The sequence below is a fragment of the Agrobacterium vitis genome (assembly GCF_013426735.1).
Lineage (GTDB): Bacteria > Pseudomonadota > Alphaproteobacteria > Rhizobiales > Rhizobiaceae > Allorhizobium > Allorhizobium vitis_D.
Window position 1 is genome coordinate 252,291 of sequence record NZ_AP023275.1, and the last position, 14,027, is coordinate 266,317.

The window sequence follows — 14,027 nt, forward strand, 5'->3', positions numbered from 1 at the left end:
CCAATTGGGTACCATGCGTTGTACTTTTCGAGAACGTCAGTAGCGCGCTATCTCGAAAAGAGCTGCCGGTCCCTCTCAGCTTGGCTGTCGGGCTTGTAGAACTTTTCGAACCACGCTTCTTCGCCGCTGATAGCTGTGGGTTTACGAAGGACCATCGCCTTCGGGGCCTTTGCCTTTTCGAGTTTTCCATCCTTCTTTCCAAAGGCATCCCGCATCCGGTTGCGAAACTGAAGGTGATCGAAGACCCGTACGGCCTCGATTGCGTAGGCAGTGGCGATCTTTCGGTCTTCGATCATGATCAGGTGGTCTCCGTTACCCTCTTCACCAGATGGCGAGAAGTTGCTGGAGCCGGTAAAGACCTTTGCTGTGGGCAAGTTGAAGTCAGTGACCAGAAATTTGTGGTGAATGTTGCGGCCCTTACCGCCGTTCCATTCGGTTTTGAAGGGTTCCGGCGCTTTGCGAGCCAGATATGCAAAATCGACCAGTCCCACGGATCCATCGGGCTTTCGCAATTCCATGTCACGCCGGGAATCCACGGTTCCGTAACTGAACACCGGCCGCTTCATCAGTCGTCGGAAGGCCTCCACTGTTGGCCCCTTGGTCATTTGGCCAAGAAACGCAACTGAATAGAAGACAGACGATGTGGCCTGATCGATCGCCCCCCGTATTGGATTGAGCGACAAGTCGGTTTGCGTATGCGGGGAGAAGCAAATTTGCACCGTCGGTTTTCCCTCGGTGTGAATGCTGTGCCATGTCTTTGCAAAATCCTGTCTCTTGAACGTTGCAGGGTCTTTAAAGGCGATATCAAACATCTGACCGAACAGCCCGGCTACGCCGGCGGAATGAAACACCAGCATATTGTTCGCCTGGATATACAGCCCACGGAACGTAAAGTTTGTGGAACCGCAAAGCACCTTCTCGGGGATGCCGTTGCGTCGGGTTATGAAGACCTTGTGATGTTGGAGATTTTGAAAGTGCGTGCGCTTGATTACCGCGCCGCTCTGAATGAAACGATCAGCTGATCGAGATTCCGGGCTGTCTGCGAGATCGTGGCCATTTGGAACTCCATCTTCCTTCGAAGAAGAGTCGTCAATGATTGCCCGCATGCGTTCGCCAAAGCGCTCCAGCCCTGCAACGATGTCAGGCTCATTGAGATCATAGGCCATCACGTCCAGGGTGAGGTCAGGGTCTGCGTGTGCCTCGTCAATAAACCTGAAGAGAAGGTCACGAGCCTCGAAACCAAGCCATTCATAGACGCTTTGGCCACGATCGTTTCTGACATCGGGCTTCACGAAATCCAGACCCTGCTTTGCCTTTTCGGGAATGATATCCTGCCTCCCGCCAAACTGTTCCTTATAGGCTTGTGACGACGCGAAATTGCGTGTGAATCCGATATCGACCAGTCCGTCGTGGGTCACCGAGCTCTGCTCGATGTCGAGTGTCAGACTGGTGCCAGCAACAAGTTCATTATCCCGGGGCATGTGGAGTTTCGTGACGCGATAGACATAGGTGCCGTCCACTGGCTGGTACGGGAAATGGACCCATCGGAACTTCTGGAACGGTGCCACGGTCGACAAGAAGTTCCTGTCGCCGGTAACTTCAGCCCCAGCCCCGGACGGATAGGAAAAAGCAAACCGATTCCGCAACGGCCAAAACTGGTTGGACGAGGGCGACTTGACTTCAATCGAAAACCCGACGAAGTCCGGCTCCGGTTCCAGGACGTCGAAACCAAGCATTGTCATGCGCTCGCCGCGCCAGAGTTTGCAGGTAAAACCATCTCTGCTGTCAGAATTCTCGAATTCGCCCATGACTATTCCCTTTGGCGGCAAGGCGGCCCCGCAGATCGCCGCTGAATTTCTGCGGGAGAATACCGAATGCGAAATCTCGTTATTATCGCATGGGTAGTTGTGGTCTCTGCGACACTAGGAGCTGGCACGCGTCAGCGAAACAGGCCTGCAAAAATGCTTTCTTGCGTGAGCGGCAGCCTTTCGGGCTCTAAGCCATTCCTCACGTACCAGCTCTCAAGCCGCCTTCTGCCAATGCTGCGCTGCTGGAGGGGAAGAAAATTCAGCGCGTTGCGCCTGAAAATCTTGTCGCAGACTTCCTCCGTGAAGCTGCAATCTCTGGTCAGGAAGGTTTTAACGCTATCGACGTAGTGTTCATAACCCTTCTCCTGACCGAGCATCAGCCAGTCGGTACCGAATATCAGACGATCTACCCCTGGATCGAACAAGTCCGTCCAAAGCCGGAAGTTCGCTGCCAGGGACTTCCGCAGCGCAACGTCGTCGTTCAGCGCTTCCGAAAAATAGCTGATATCGGCGTATATCTTCTGCTTGGGGTGTCCCTTGATATACTCACCCAGTGCCCACTCCCAGCTTCCTTGTGGAAAAGGGAGGTTTTCCCGCCCGCGTGAAAGGGTATCGAAGCGCCCGAAATGAGCCAGGCAGACACGAAGTTTGGGAAAGCCGTCGAAAACCGGAAGCCAGTAGTAAGGATCTCCCCGCTTGGCGTAGCCATCGCCAGATTCGTTTGACGAATAGCCATGAGCGAGAACCGGCGCATCAAGATTGACGCAAAGCGCATAGAGTTTGCGTAGCGCCTCGTCCATCTGCGTGCTGGGATCAAAACCGAGCATGTCAATCGATCGCTTAGGGTAGGGGCCCCTATTCCCTGATGGCTGAAAACCCATTGGTGGATAGAGCTTCACGCCTGCGAACCCAAACTCGTTCAACGCGCGTTCGACGGTGTTTAGAGAGCTCACCTTGCCTTTATTGTTATCGAAAGCGACTTCCCGAAGCGGGTCAAAGCCGATGTAGCCATGGAGCACCGGCCCGTCTTTCTGCTTGGCACAACGCACTGAAATTTCGGACATCACTTCGACTTGCTGGCCAAGCGGAGATTTGACATCCTGATAGAGCCACTCGTCGTAATCAACCAGCGCTGGCGCCAGCATCAAGGGTTTGAAGCCTTGCCGGGTCGTGTCGGTGATGAGCTTTTCGACGAGGACATGACGATACAATCTGAACAGGCTGAACCAGTTGAGATATCGCGAAATCGCTCCCCTGGATGTGAACGCTTCCCGGCTGGCCACGCGGGCATCGGTAAAACTCATTTCCGCGTCAGACCGCATGATCTCTGTGCGTGAGCCGAGCATGTAAACCAGAAATTTTTCGTCGCTGGCAGCTCGCTTTGTCTGCCGAGCCGTCGGGACCGTCATTGTCGCGATATTTCGCCGTCGCCGATCGAGCATGACAAGGAAGTTTGCGGTATCTGCTATGGCCGCTTCGCGCGCATCGGTCGGCTCTCGCCTTGCACGAGACCCGGGCACACCCCTCAGGAACGCTATCTCCTCCTTGGCTGTCGGTGCCTTGTCTACTCCCAGAAGTGTCAGAATGAGCTCGATGAATCGATCCGTAACGTCGGGATCCCTGATCTCGAATGTTCGCATCGCAGATTGCTTCGGAAAATCCCGGATAACGACCTGGCGCAGGAACCGTGCTGTCGGCAGGTCCGACGCATTGAAGACGTGGCAATGCGCATCGATGATCGACTGTGCTGTCCCCGGCAAAGATGGATCCGGCTCTGTTGTACGGCAGCCGCCACTTAGCACAGCAAGCGACAGCGTCGTATGGCGAAGAAATTCTCTCCTGCGCATCTACGGCCCCCAAATGTATCCCGAGAATGATGCAATCATAACGGTAGTATATTGGCAATGGTACTTAATAGGGGGAGAGAAGAAATGAGCGAGAAATAGGGAATAGCGCGCTCGCAGCACAGTCCAACGGCTGACGGTTCCCTCAATCGCGCCGGTCGCTGAGACCGGGCCAGCTTGTCTCGCAAGGCAGGTGTGCCTCGCTCTCCCGCAAGCCAGGTTTGCTCCGGCGCAATTGCAGCCGCCGGCTCGTCCTGCGGTTCGGGAGATGTCTTCGAGAAGAAGATGAGGAGGCAAGGACAGTCCGTCCGCCCGAAACCGAAAGGTCATTCCCATGCAGTTGATTACAGCCGATCCGCGCAGCCTGAAGGACAATCCTGACCGGTCCCGCCAGTCGAAATCCTCACTCCAGTCCGACGCGCTGCTCTGCGCATCGATCAGGGCCATCGGCGTCGTGCAGCCACCGATCGTCAAACTCGATCCGGAGGGTGGAAACAGTTACATCATCGTCTTTGGCCATCGCCGCGCCGCCCAGGCGATTGCCGCGGATCTCGTGGAAATCCCGCTGCTGCTGGCAGATCCCTCCGACGATCTCGGCGCCATGCAGTCTTTTGCCGAAAACATCGCCCGCGAACCGCTGAATCCGGTCGACCAATGGCGCGCCATCGAGCGGCTGGTAGCTCTCGGATGGACCGAGGAGTCGATCGCCATGGCGCTGGCACTTCCGAGCCGGCAGATCCGCAAGCTGCGGCTTCTGGCCAATATCCTGCCCGCGATGCTCGACCAGATGGCGCGCGGTGACATGCCGAACGAGCAGCAACTGCGCACAATCGCCGCCGCCGGACAGGATGAGCAGGCCGAGGTGTGGAAGAAGTACAAGCCGAAGAAGCAGGATCCGCAGGTGCCGTGGTGGGAGGTTGCTCGGGCACTGACCACGACCCGGATGCTCGCCAAACATGCAAGTTTCGGCGACGATCTGGCACAGGCTTACGGCATCACCTGGGTCGAGGACCTGTTTGCACCCGCTGACGAGGACAGCCGCTATACCACGGACGTCGAGGCGTTTCTCGGTGCTCAGCAGGAATGGCTCGCCGACAACCTGCCGAAGCGCGGCTCGGTTATCGAGGCCAATGAATATGGCCAGGCCAAGCTGCCTGCCAAAGCGCAACAGGTCTACGGCAAGCCCGGCAAGGGTGACCTGACCGGATGGTACATCAACGCGCGAGACGGCTCAGTTCAATCGGTTGCCTATCGCATGCCAGAGGCGAAGAAGCCAAAGCTGGTCAAGGATCTCGATGGTGTCGAAACCATCGTCGAGGAGGTTGAGACGCCGAAAGTGCGGCCCGATGTGACCCAGAAGGGTCTCGACATGATCGGCGACTTGCGGACGGACGCTCTGCACGAGGCGCTCGCCCGTGCGCCGATCGAGGACGATACGTTGATGGCTCTGCTCATTCTGGCCTTTACCGGCACGAATGTCAGCATCGCCAGCGGTGCATCGGACAATCCCTATGGTCATGCAAAATGCGGCCCACATGCTGCTAGGCTGATTGGCGAGGACGGCAAGCTGTCCTTCGATCGTGAGACACTGCTGCAGGCTGCGCGCTCGGTCCTGGTCGAAGTCCTGTCTCTTCGGCGCAATCGCTCAGATAGCTGCCTGATCGCCCGTATTGCCGGCGACGCCATCGGCGCTGACGAGTTCCTGCCCAATATGGCGACCGACGACTTCCTCTCATGCCTGTCCCGCACTGCGCTGGAGGCGACCGCGGAAACGGCGGGCGTGCCCGGTCGGATCAAGGTGAAGGATACCCGCGCGGCTCTGGTCGAGCATTTTGCCGAGGACAAGCTGGTGCATCCGGCAGCGCTGCTCGCGCCTTCCACGGACGACGTGCGGTCCTGGGCTGGACGTTTTGCCAGCGTCGACAGCGGATTGGAGGATGCCGCTCACGATCCCGATACTCTCGAAGATCAGCTTGTCGGTGGTGAACTGGTTGACCATTCCGCCGCCGAGGAAGAGGCCGACGAGGGTTTCCGCGAGGCTGCCGAATAGCGCCAGGCAACAGGATCTGAACCGACGCCGCTGGCTCACGCCGGCGGCGTTTTCGTTTCGGGCAATCAGAAGGAGTTTGTCATGGCAGAGATCCATGATGACATGGCCACAGAAAAAGCGGTGCATGAGGCCGAACTAAGGTCATTGGAACGGCCAACGATACAAGCAGGAGCATCGACGCCTTGGGGCATGGCACAGGTCTCGCGGCAATATGCCGACGGTATCGTTCTGCATTCGACCGCCAGTCATGGTGGTTTCCATCTCGCCGAGAATACCAATGCCATCGTCCATGCCCTCTATCGTAATGACACCGAATTTTACGAAGAGGATTGTGAATGGGCGAAGGTTGTCCATGCTTTCCCGCATCTATTCACGACCTATGAACGTCGGTTGGCCGATCGCACGCTTCGCGACTATTTCCCTGATGCCTACGAGTGCGTCACGGGCGCAATACTGAACGGCAGTCACTCTCACATGCGGGACCGGCAGGAATTCGAGAGTCGCCATCGCAACGACTGGGTGGTCATCGCAGCCCTCAATTCCGATCAACAGCCTGGCTTTGTCGAGTGCATCGCGACGCTAGGCGGGATCCGTGGGGGGATCGATGAACGACGGTTTCTTGTTCCACGCTCCGACTACGTGATCGGCCAACATGGCTTCGTCATCGATCCACTGAAGCACCAGCCATATGACGGTCCGTCCAGCTTCGTGACACACGAAGGCGCGGTGGAAATGCAAGCACCGCATGGCCGCGTACCGATCACGGCACGTAGATCAACCGAGCCGGATGAGAGCGGAAAGTCTGTCCAAGTCGAGGGTGCGGTGACGCTTCGATCGAAGGCGGAAGCCAAGGCAAGGGGCAACTCGCTTGCACTGGAGTGTGGTGTGGTCGAGATTTGTCGGGCCCCTTGTGAATGACGCGGCGGTGCCAAGGTCGGATCGCCATGGCGATTGCATCATGCTGTCGTGGACCAGATTGTCGGCCGGCACAGCACCTCGGTTTTGCTGCGGTCTGACATGGGCGCGTCCCGGTCAAAGGCCGCTGGCGCGCCGCGTTGCGGCAGGATCCTCGCCTCGTCGCAAGGCAGGTCCGCGTCTGTCGCAGCCCGCAAGTGCGGGCAGCACCATCCGCAAACCATCCTCGCTCCTCCTGGCGATGCCCTGACCTTGGGCCGGGCCGCTGGTGCCCATGTCCTTTTGCCCGCACCCAAGGGGCTGAGCCGGACGACGACCGGCACCCCGGGCTTCGCTGAAACATCGCTCATAAAGGATCCGATCATGGCACCGCTCAACCGCTCCACCCAGAAGAACCGTTCCGTAAAATCCCAGCGTGTCACCACACTCGAAATGGTCAGGCTCGCCTGCCCCGACGCCACCCAGGCACTGCGCATCTCCGAAAGCTTCGGCCTTGCCCTCATCGACAGCGACGGGATCCGCGATCTCCACCGCGGTCAGTTGATCGAAAGCGCCGATGCCCTGAAGGACGGCCTTGCCGAAAAGGCCATGCAGATCCACATGCAGCGCATCGTCGGATCCTTCGTCGGCTCCGCCTACGGCGCGGGGCAATTCTACAGCCGCGCGGTAACCGAAGCCCGCGATCTCACCACGAAGCTCTCCAACGATACCAGAGACGAGGACCTCGATGGCCCGGTAGGCTTCGACAGCCGCGCCCAGCGCAAGCGCGAGTTCGCAGCCGACATGGGTCTGCAGGCCCATGTGCTTCGTATGGCAGCCGAAGGCGCCGTCTCCGCCTACGAGGACATCACAGGCGAAACCTGGAAGCCTTACGAGCGCACGGTCGAGCAGCCCGCCAACTCGGTCGATCAAAAGGCCGCAACGGTCCAGATGGCAGCATTCGAATAGGACGATCGCGGGGCTTCGGCCCCGCCTGAGGCCTCATTTAGAAAAATCATAAATGGGTAAATGCGCCGTAGGGTCCGAGCGCCCTCTTTCTCCGGTCAGCCGTCCGTCGATACCGTCACGGACGTCCACGCATCGATCTCTTCTTGAAGACGCTTGATTCTTGCCGATACATGCTTGAGAGCGTCGCTGCCAAGGAGAAGCTGCGGTGGCGGGTTATCGGTCTCAACTAGGATCAAGACGGCTGCAGCGAGTTTCTCTGGATCCCCAAGCTGCTTGCCACTGACTGCCTGCCGGGCCTCGCGTATCGGATCAAAAAGGGAATCGTAATCCGCGATCGACCTTTCCGTGCGGATCATCGAACGTCCGGCCCAGTCTGTGCGGAAAGAGCCGGGGCATAACGCCGTCACATGCACGCCGAACGGCGCCATTTCTGAACGCATCACTTCCGATATGCCTTGCAGCGCAAACTTGCTGCCACAGTAATACCCGATACCGGGCATGGTGATCATGCCGCCCATCGACGTGACATTGACGATGAAACCCTGGCGCCGTTCGCGGAACCTGGGAATAAACGCCTTGGCGACAGCTACAGCGCCAAAGACGTTGACGTCGAACTGTCTTCGCATCTCTTCGAGAGGCGATTCTTCGATGACGCCCTCGTGGCCGTAACCGGCATTGTTGATGAGCACATCGACCGGCCCGTGCTTCTCTTCCGTATCACGGACGACATCCGGTATCCGGTCGAACGCGGTTACGTCGCAAAGGACGGGGTGAATGGCGGGTACGGCTGCGGCAAGCGCCGAGCGTGCTATCTCGGATCGGACGGTGCCGATCACCTGATGGCCCATCCGGGCAGCAGCTGTAGCGATGGCCAGGCCGAAACCGGAATTTGCGCCGGTGATGAAAAAGGTCTTTCTCGACATGATGTGCGAACTTCCTTGATTGCAGAGACGTTTGACCGATAGTATTAATCGTCCGGCTGAACGATTGCAGATCCGATGAAGTTGTTGCCAAATCCTATGATTGACGGACATCGCCAATCGATGCGAGACCAGCTGGTAGAATTGGCCGGCGGTCTAGCCACGCGTCACGGATACAATCCGACCGGACTCGATCCCGTTCGCATTCTGCGCACTGAGGCCGTGCTCCACGATGTCCCGGTCCTCTATAACCCAGGCGCGGTGTTCGTCCTTCAGGGCAGCAAGCAGGGCATGCTGGACGGAGAAATCTTCCGCTACGATGAAGACCACTATCTGGCTGTTTCTGTCCCCGTGCCTTTCCGGATGGAATCGACCGCCAGTCCGAAGCGGCCATTGCTTGCGGTCTATCTCGAATTCGATATGCAGTTGGCGGCTGAGATCGCCCTGCAGGTCGAAAAGCGCAGCGAGCTGGCTGGTCATCCGCCACGCGGTCTGATGTCGAACAAGATGGATGCTGACATCGAGGACGTCCTGTTACGCCTGTTGAGGGCGCTTCGCAGTCCGGTCGAAAGTGCCGTTCTGGGTGCGGGCATTCTGCGCGAACTGCACTATCGGGTGCTGGTCGGTCCGCAAGGCGGCGCAATGATTGCCGCGCTTCAGCACAGTGGGCCATACGGGAAAATCTTCCGGAGCCTGGCCTGGCTGCGGGAGCACTACAGCACTGAAATCTCCATCGCCGACCTGGCAGGCAGGGTGGGCATGAGCGTGCCGTCCTACCATGTACATTTCAAGGACCTGACTGGCACCAGTCCGATGCAATACGTGAAGGCCATGCGGCTGCAAGAAGCAAGATTGATCATCGCCCGCCAGGAAAAGACGATTGCGATGGTCGCGACGTCAGTCGGTTATGCAAGCCCGGCCCAGTTCAGCCGAGACTTTAAGCGACATTTCGGTCGCACAGCGTCGGAAGAGGCCAAATGGGTCAGACACCACCTTGGCGAACTCGTCTGAGTCTAAGCGAGGAGGCATAGTGCCCGTTCCGGCAATCTGTCACAGGTGGGCGTTCGCTACGACCATTCGATTGGGAGTTGTGGCCACTATGCAACCTGTTCCCATTCGACACCTCCCGATAATGCCATAGTCGTACCACTTGATCTGTCAGCCGGCACGTCCACTGCGGTCTCGATGGGGCATGTCTGACCAAAGACCGCCTCGCGAGGCTCGGCTCGATCGGCATCCGCAACGGCCGGCTCGTTTTCTTCCCCTGTGCGCTGAAGCGCCCATTCCTCGCGAGGCAAGAAAGCCTCTCCCTGGCCGTCCTCCACTCCGTTTCGGTCCGTTGGATGCAGGCCGATCGTCCCCGGTCCTATCGACTGCCATCGAGGCCGCGATGGACGCGGCCCGAACAACCGAAAAGGATTACGACAATGGCAACCATCGGCTCTTTCACCGCTTCCGGAAACGGCTTCTCCGGCACCATCAAGACCCTCAACCTCAACGTCAAGGCAACCATCCGCGCCGTCGAGCGCACTTCCGAAAAGGGACCGGACTACCGCATCCTCGCCGGGGCTACGGTCGAATTCGGCGCTGCCTGGAAGAAGACCTCGAACGAAGGTCGCGATTACCTCTCCGTCAAGCTCGACGACCCGAGCTTCCCGGCTCCGATCTACGCAACGCTGATCGAGGTCGAAGGCGAGGAAGGCCTCTCCCTCATCTGGTCCCGGTCGAACCGGGACTGAGACTGGATGCCCCGCCCGCCAAGGCGGGGCTCTCCACGTCAGGGATCACTTGTTCAGTGCATCCTTGAGGGCCTTGGCAGGCGCGAAAGTCAGCTTCTTCGAAGCTGCAACAGTCATTTTTTCTCCGGTCGCGGGATTGCGACCCTCGCGCTCAGGTGATGTTTGTCGGGTAGGAACGACCCGTTGCCGGGCCGCTCCTCCCTAAGAACTGTACGTGCGAGTTTCCCAGCATACAGCTCAAGCCTCCGCCAAGCCCTGTTTGACCAGAGCCGCCAGTTCCTGTGCATCGGTTTGAGATGTGGAATCACCGGGCCGATCCGTAACTTCCGACGGCATACCGCGCCTTCCGGCGAAGTAGCTGTCCCACATGGGATCGAAAGGATTTGCTTCGGCCCGGATTTTGCAGTGGCGACGTATCGGTACGTCGGACGCGTGGATGAGGCGGATGAACTTGAGGTTTCCTGCCTTATCCTTCATCCCTGTGCGGAATACCCAGTCTCGCGTACCTTCCCGAGCGAAGTAACGATACTTCACCCAGCGAAGCGGCTTGTCCGGGTGTCTACGACAGGCCCACTGCCAGAGACACTTCCAGATGAGATGATCGACCTTACGGAAGGTCTCCTTCGCCACCTGGTTGTGATGATAATTGGTCCATCCCCGGATGACCGGGTTCAGCCGCATTATCAGATACTCCTGTTTCACATCGGCGGCACCCTTGATGATAGTTCGGATCTTGCGCATGAACGCCGCCACGTTCTTCTTGGCGGGCTTGATGTGGGTGTGCCCATCATATCTGCGCACGTTCCAGCCGAGGAAATCGAAACCTTCCTCGACCCGCACGATGCGAGTCTTTTCTTCAGACAGAGACAGGCCTCGTTCCGACAGAAAGTCCTCGACTAGAGATTTCGCCTCCTCAAGCACCTCTTTCGAAGCACCTGTGACGACGAAGTCATCGGCGTAACGTATCAAGTGGACCTTGGTCAGGCTGTTGCGACGTCTTGGGCCGTAGAAGTCCCGTAACATCTTTTCCATTCCGTCCAAGGCCATGTTGGCGAGCGTGGGCGAGATTATTCCCCCTTGCGGAGTACCCGCTTTCGTCGCGTGCCAATCACCATCCTGTATGTAACCGGAGTCCAGCCATTTCCGGAGCACCACCTTGTCCATGGGGATGTTGGCGATGAGCCAGTCTTTGCTGATTTCGTCGAAGCAACCAGCAATGTCCGCATCTAAGACCCATTCCGCCGTGCCGCGCCCGCGCAGAGCGATATAGCACTGGCGGGCCGCATCACGGGTCGCTCGAAACGGTCGGAAACCGTACGAATTCGGGTCTGCCGTCGTTTCCGCGACAGGTAGCAGAGCGAGCAGGTGAAGTGCCTGCATGGCCCTGTCCTTCATCGTCGGAATACCGAGCGGACGCAGTTTCTTGCTATTTGCTTTCGGGATATATACCCGCCTCAATGGCAAAGGATGATACCCACGCCGTTTGAGCGACAATAATCCTCTGACGCACTTATCCGGTGTGTCCCAGATAATCCGGTCCACTCCGGGTGTTCTCTTTCCCTGATTTCCAGTAACCCGTTTCACGGCAAGCGCTTTGCCGCTGAACGAGTGGGTCAGCAGCCGTTGCAAGACTTTCACCTTGCCCCAGCGACCTTCCCTAACCGCCTTCGCAATACGCATCTGCAGCCATCGCACGTGTTGGTAAGCCTTGCGCCAGTCAATCTGGTCCCAGCTCACCGCTTCGCGGGAGGCCGCACCAGTCACTGTTGTGACCGTCATTTGCCTGTCCTCCTGCCGAGGTTCTGCACATTCTCTCGCAACGGGAGACCCGTCGGAAGTCTGCTCCCTTTCGGGCGGGGTGATGTTGGCGAGCCGCAACCCCTGTCCAAACCATTACAGTCCGGCGTTCGCTTTCTCCGACATCCTCTGCCCGCACCGCCAACAACTTCCCTTGCGGTCGGCCTGCCCGTTGCCGGGCGACGATACGGGTTTACCGTGTTTCACCTAAATAACGCGAGTGGGTTAGATCCTGCCTATCCGCCGGCGGTCCTTCGTCCGTGTGCCTCCAAGGTCAAGGGAAGCAGCCGCCCGCACACCTTTTGGTTCAAGCCTGTCAGCATCTTTGGCTTGTCAAATTTCACGACGTTTATCAGCAGTTCATTTGCATTGATCATACCACCCAGCCTAGCGCCCCATCCGCACTGATGCTCGCAGAAGATGCCTAAGCCTCACGACATCGGCATGGCCCGAAGGCCCGGCTACATTGTCCCGGCAGCTTCAAACCGAACCGTTACCAGTCCCGCATGTGCCGGTAGGCTACTGATGACGGAACATCAGGTTTGGCCCGGGATATAAATCCCGTACAAACAATTACTTAGGCGACTTCACGTCGCACTCACCTTAAATTTGCCGAAGCCGGGGATTGACGTTTCCATGTCGGAGCCTGCGGCGTCGGCGATGGCCTGGAACACGGATTCGACGATGCCCTTGGCCTGAACCTTTGTCAGGCCGTTGTCGGCGGCGATCTTGTCGGCGATTTCATTGGTGGTGGTCATGGAAATTCCTTGCATCTTCTCACAAAGATAAAATCCGTGTCAGCTTATGTGCGGATTGTCATCGGCGAGGATTGGGACGAGGGTCAGATCCGCTGGATGTCCACAGGTCGTTTTGGCCGATAACCTCGTTTGCGCTTCTTGCGAAGCACGTCGAGGAACAGGTTGGTGGCCTGGCTCTCATTGTCGAACAGACGCACCATCTGCTGTCTGCGCGTTCCGATCCGGCCCCAGGCGCGCACAAGCGACACCTCTCCGAACAATGTCGGCTGAACAGCAAGCGCATAGAACCGCGCCATGTTCTGTTCCGGCGCGATACGCTCGACATAGATGTGGTAGGGCGTTGGGGCAGGGATCAAATTTCAATGTTCTGCGTCTATACGGCCCGGATCAAAAACAGATTGATTGATCCCGGGTGCCGCACAAACATAACGCCGCCCGCCGCCATCACGTCGGTAAGATGAAGTTCAAACGGGTTTTCTTGTGATTTTCTCACGCCAATATCGGTCTATTCACGACCACCAGAAAAGCGGCCGTTTTTCTGGTGGTGCTGAAGACAATGCCTTCTCTAATCGTCGTTGTCGTCTCGAGTAAGCTTCTCATGAAGTTTCAAAGCTTGCGGGCTGCGTAAAGCCGGATCTTCGCCATTTTCGACAGCCATGACCATGCGAATGCGTTCTTCTTCCGCCATACGGCGGGCTTCCTCATAGCCGAATTTGCTGACGTTGAAGGTGCGCGTAAACTGTCGGCGGCGGCGCTTTCCTGCAGGGATCGGCGTTTTATCATCAAGGGCGATCTCAATACGAGCCATCCAGATACCGGTTTTATGCGCCCCGGTGGGTCCGATATAATAGACGCCCGGCACGCTGCTGCCTTCTGAGCGATTTTTGCGCACCAACATGCGCATATCATTGTTGCTCAATGGGGGTACGACCCGGAGAACGGCATCGCGGTAGGCTTGCGCGACTTCCAGCGCCGGTTCCTTGCCACCATAGGTCCCATCACTAAAGGTCATCTGGATTGTTTTTCCGCCACGGGTCAAGTGGACCAGCCAAGCATTCTGACGATGGCGGTTCGTATCCACGCGCTGGATTGCGTACATTGCCTCGTCGTGAAATCGTTTCTTACGGTCATTGTCTGGTCCGGACGGTTCTAGATTCGATGACGTCATTTTGGGTAGTTGGACCATTCTTTGTAAAATGCCTTTCAATCTTCCACTGAAATTCAGATCGCATAGAGCTGGCACCAACG

General features: G+C 57.8%; 11 protein-coding genes and 2 pseudogenes. 5 read left to right on the forward strand and 8 right to left on the reverse strand.

Annotation, left to right across the window (positions count from 1 at the left end; genetic code table 11):
* Positions 1-47: 47 nt before the first annotated feature.
* Positions 48-1,808 carry a phospholipase D-like domain-containing protein gene (locus H1Y61_RS25255; protein ID WP_180575567.1) on the reverse strand — a complete coding sequence of 587 codons (1,761 nt, stop codon included), beginning with the start codon at positions 1,806-1,808 and terminating at the stop codon, positions 48-50.
* A 131-nt stretch (positions 1,809-1,939) separates the two neighbouring features.
* Positions 1,940-3,655: an amidohydrolase family protein gene (locus H1Y61_RS25260; protein ID WP_180575568.1), complete on the reverse strand. Its 1,716-nt coding sequence runs from the start codon at positions 3,653-3,655 to the stop codon at positions 1,940-1,942.
* 331 nt (positions 3,656-3,986) lie between these two features.
* Here H1Y61_RS25260 and H1Y61_RS25265 point away from each other — a divergent pair, with 331 nt between their 5' ends.
* The 3 genes from H1Y61_RS25265 (at position 3,987) to H1Y61_RS25275 (ending at position 7,565) form a co-directional block, all read left to right on the forward strand.
* Complete coding sequence (locus H1Y61_RS25265) at positions 3,987-5,702, forward strand: ParB/RepB/Spo0J family partition protein (RefSeq protein ID WP_180575569.1); 1,716 nt, start codon at positions 3,987-3,989, stop codon at positions 5,700-5,702.
* A gap of 81 nt (positions 5,703-5,783) precedes the next feature.
* Positions 5,784-6,620 (forward strand): DUF7007 domain-containing protein, encoded by an 837-nt coding sequence (locus H1Y61_RS25270; RefSeq protein WP_235681007.1) that lies wholly within the window; start codon positions 5,784-5,786, stop codon positions 6,618-6,620.
* Positions 6,621-6,980: 360 nt separating this feature from the next.
* Positions 6,981-7,565: a hypothetical protein gene (locus H1Y61_RS25275; RefSeq protein ID WP_180575619.1), complete on the forward strand. Its 585-nt coding sequence runs from the start codon at positions 6,981-6,983 to the stop codon at positions 7,563-7,565.
* A 95-nt stretch (positions 7,566-7,660) separates the two neighbouring features.
* On the opposite strand, the gene H1Y61_RS25280 is transcribed toward H1Y61_RS25275, so the two are convergent.
* Positions 7,661-8,488: an oxidoreductase gene (locus tag H1Y61_RS25280; protein WP_180575570.1), complete on the reverse strand. Its 828-nt coding sequence runs from the start codon at positions 8,486-8,488 to the stop codon at positions 7,661-7,663.
* A gap of 81 nt (positions 8,489-8,569) precedes the next feature.
* Here H1Y61_RS25280 and H1Y61_RS25285 point away from each other — a divergent pair, with 81 nt between their 5' ends.
* Together H1Y61_RS25285 and H1Y61_RS25290 are read left to right on the forward strand one after the other, a co-directional pair.
* Positions 8,570-9,496 (forward strand): AraC family transcriptional regulator, encoded by a 927-nt coding sequence (locus H1Y61_RS25285; protein WP_180575620.1) that lies wholly within the window; start codon positions 8,570-8,572, stop codon positions 9,494-9,496.
* Positions 9,497-9,912: 416 nt separating this feature from the next.
* Entirely contained in the window at positions 9,913-10,224 is a 312-nt protein-coding gene (locus H1Y61_RS25290; RefSeq protein WP_041699667.1) for a DUF736 domain-containing protein, read from the forward strand.
* Between the two features lie 45 nt (positions 10,225-10,269).
* Here H1Y61_RS25290 and H1Y61_RS25295 read toward each other — a convergent pair.
* The 5 genes and pseudogenes from H1Y61_RS25295 to H1Y61_RS25315 all read right to left on the reverse strand — a co-directional run.
* Positions 10,270-10,389: pseudogene (locus tag H1Y61_RS25295) on the reverse strand (HU family DNA-binding protein); the annotation flags it as partial.
* 72 nt (positions 10,390-10,461) lie between these two features.
* A complete protein-coding gene (gene ltrA / locus H1Y61_RS25300; protein ID WP_180575571.1) occupies positions 10,462-12,003 on the reverse strand; it encodes a group II intron reverse transcriptase/maturase in 1,542 nt (513 codons plus the stop codon).
* Between the two features lie 608 nt (positions 12,004-12,611).
* A pseudogene (locus H1Y61_RS25305) lies at positions 12,612-12,779 on the reverse strand (HU family DNA-binding protein); the annotation flags it as partial.
* 83 nt (positions 12,780-12,862) lie between these two features.
* Positions 12,863-13,135 (reverse strand): WGR domain-containing protein, encoded by a 273-nt coding sequence (locus H1Y61_RS25310; RefSeq protein WP_180575573.1) that lies wholly within the window; start codon positions 13,133-13,135, stop codon positions 12,863-12,865.
* Between the two features lie 209 nt (positions 13,136-13,344).
* Positions 13,345-13,878 carry an AP2 domain-containing protein gene (locus H1Y61_RS25315; RefSeq protein ID WP_180575574.1) on the reverse strand — a complete coding sequence of 178 codons (534 nt, stop codon included), beginning with the start codon at positions 13,876-13,878 and terminating at the stop codon, positions 13,345-13,347.
* Positions 13,879-14,027: the final 149 nt, after the last annotated feature.

What these genes read in the sequence shown, in the direction of transcription:
- H1Y61_RS25255 (WP_180575567.1), bottom strand. Translation starts at nt 1,808, where the DNA reads ATGGGCGAATTCGAGAATTCTGACAGCAGAGATGGTTTTACCTGCAAA.
- H1Y61_RS25260 (WP_180575568.1), bottom strand. Translation starts at nt 3,655, where the DNA reads ATGCGCAGGAGAGAATTTCTTCGCCATACGACGCTGTCGCTTGCTGTG.
- H1Y61_RS25265 (WP_180575569.1), top strand. Translation starts at nt 3,987, where the DNA reads ATGCAGTTGATTACAGCCGATCCGCGCAGCCTGAAGGACAATCCTGAC.
- H1Y61_RS25270 (WP_235681007.1), top strand. Translation starts at nt 5,784, where the DNA reads ATGGCAGAGATCCATGATGACATGGCCACAGAAAAAGCGGTGCATGAG.
- H1Y61_RS25275 (WP_180575619.1), top strand. Translation starts at nt 6,981, where the DNA reads ATGGCACCGCTCAACCGCTCCACCCAGAAGAACCGTTCCGTAAAATCC.
- H1Y61_RS25280 (WP_180575570.1), bottom strand. Translation starts at nt 8,488, where the DNA reads ATGTCGAGAAAGACCTTTTTCATCACCGGCGCAAATTCCGGTTTCGGC.
- H1Y61_RS25290 (WP_041699667.1), top strand. Translation starts at nt 9,913, where the DNA reads ATGGCAACCATCGGCTCTTTCACCGCTTCCGGAAACGGCTTCTCCGGC.
- ltrA (WP_180575571.1), bottom strand. Translation starts at nt 12,003, where the DNA reads ATGACGGTCACAACAGTGACTGGTGCGGCCTCCCGCGAAGCGGTGAGC.
- H1Y61_RS25315 (WP_180575574.1), bottom strand. Translation starts at nt 13,878, where the DNA reads ATGTACGCAATCCAGCGCGTGGATACGAACCGCCATCGTCAGAATGCT.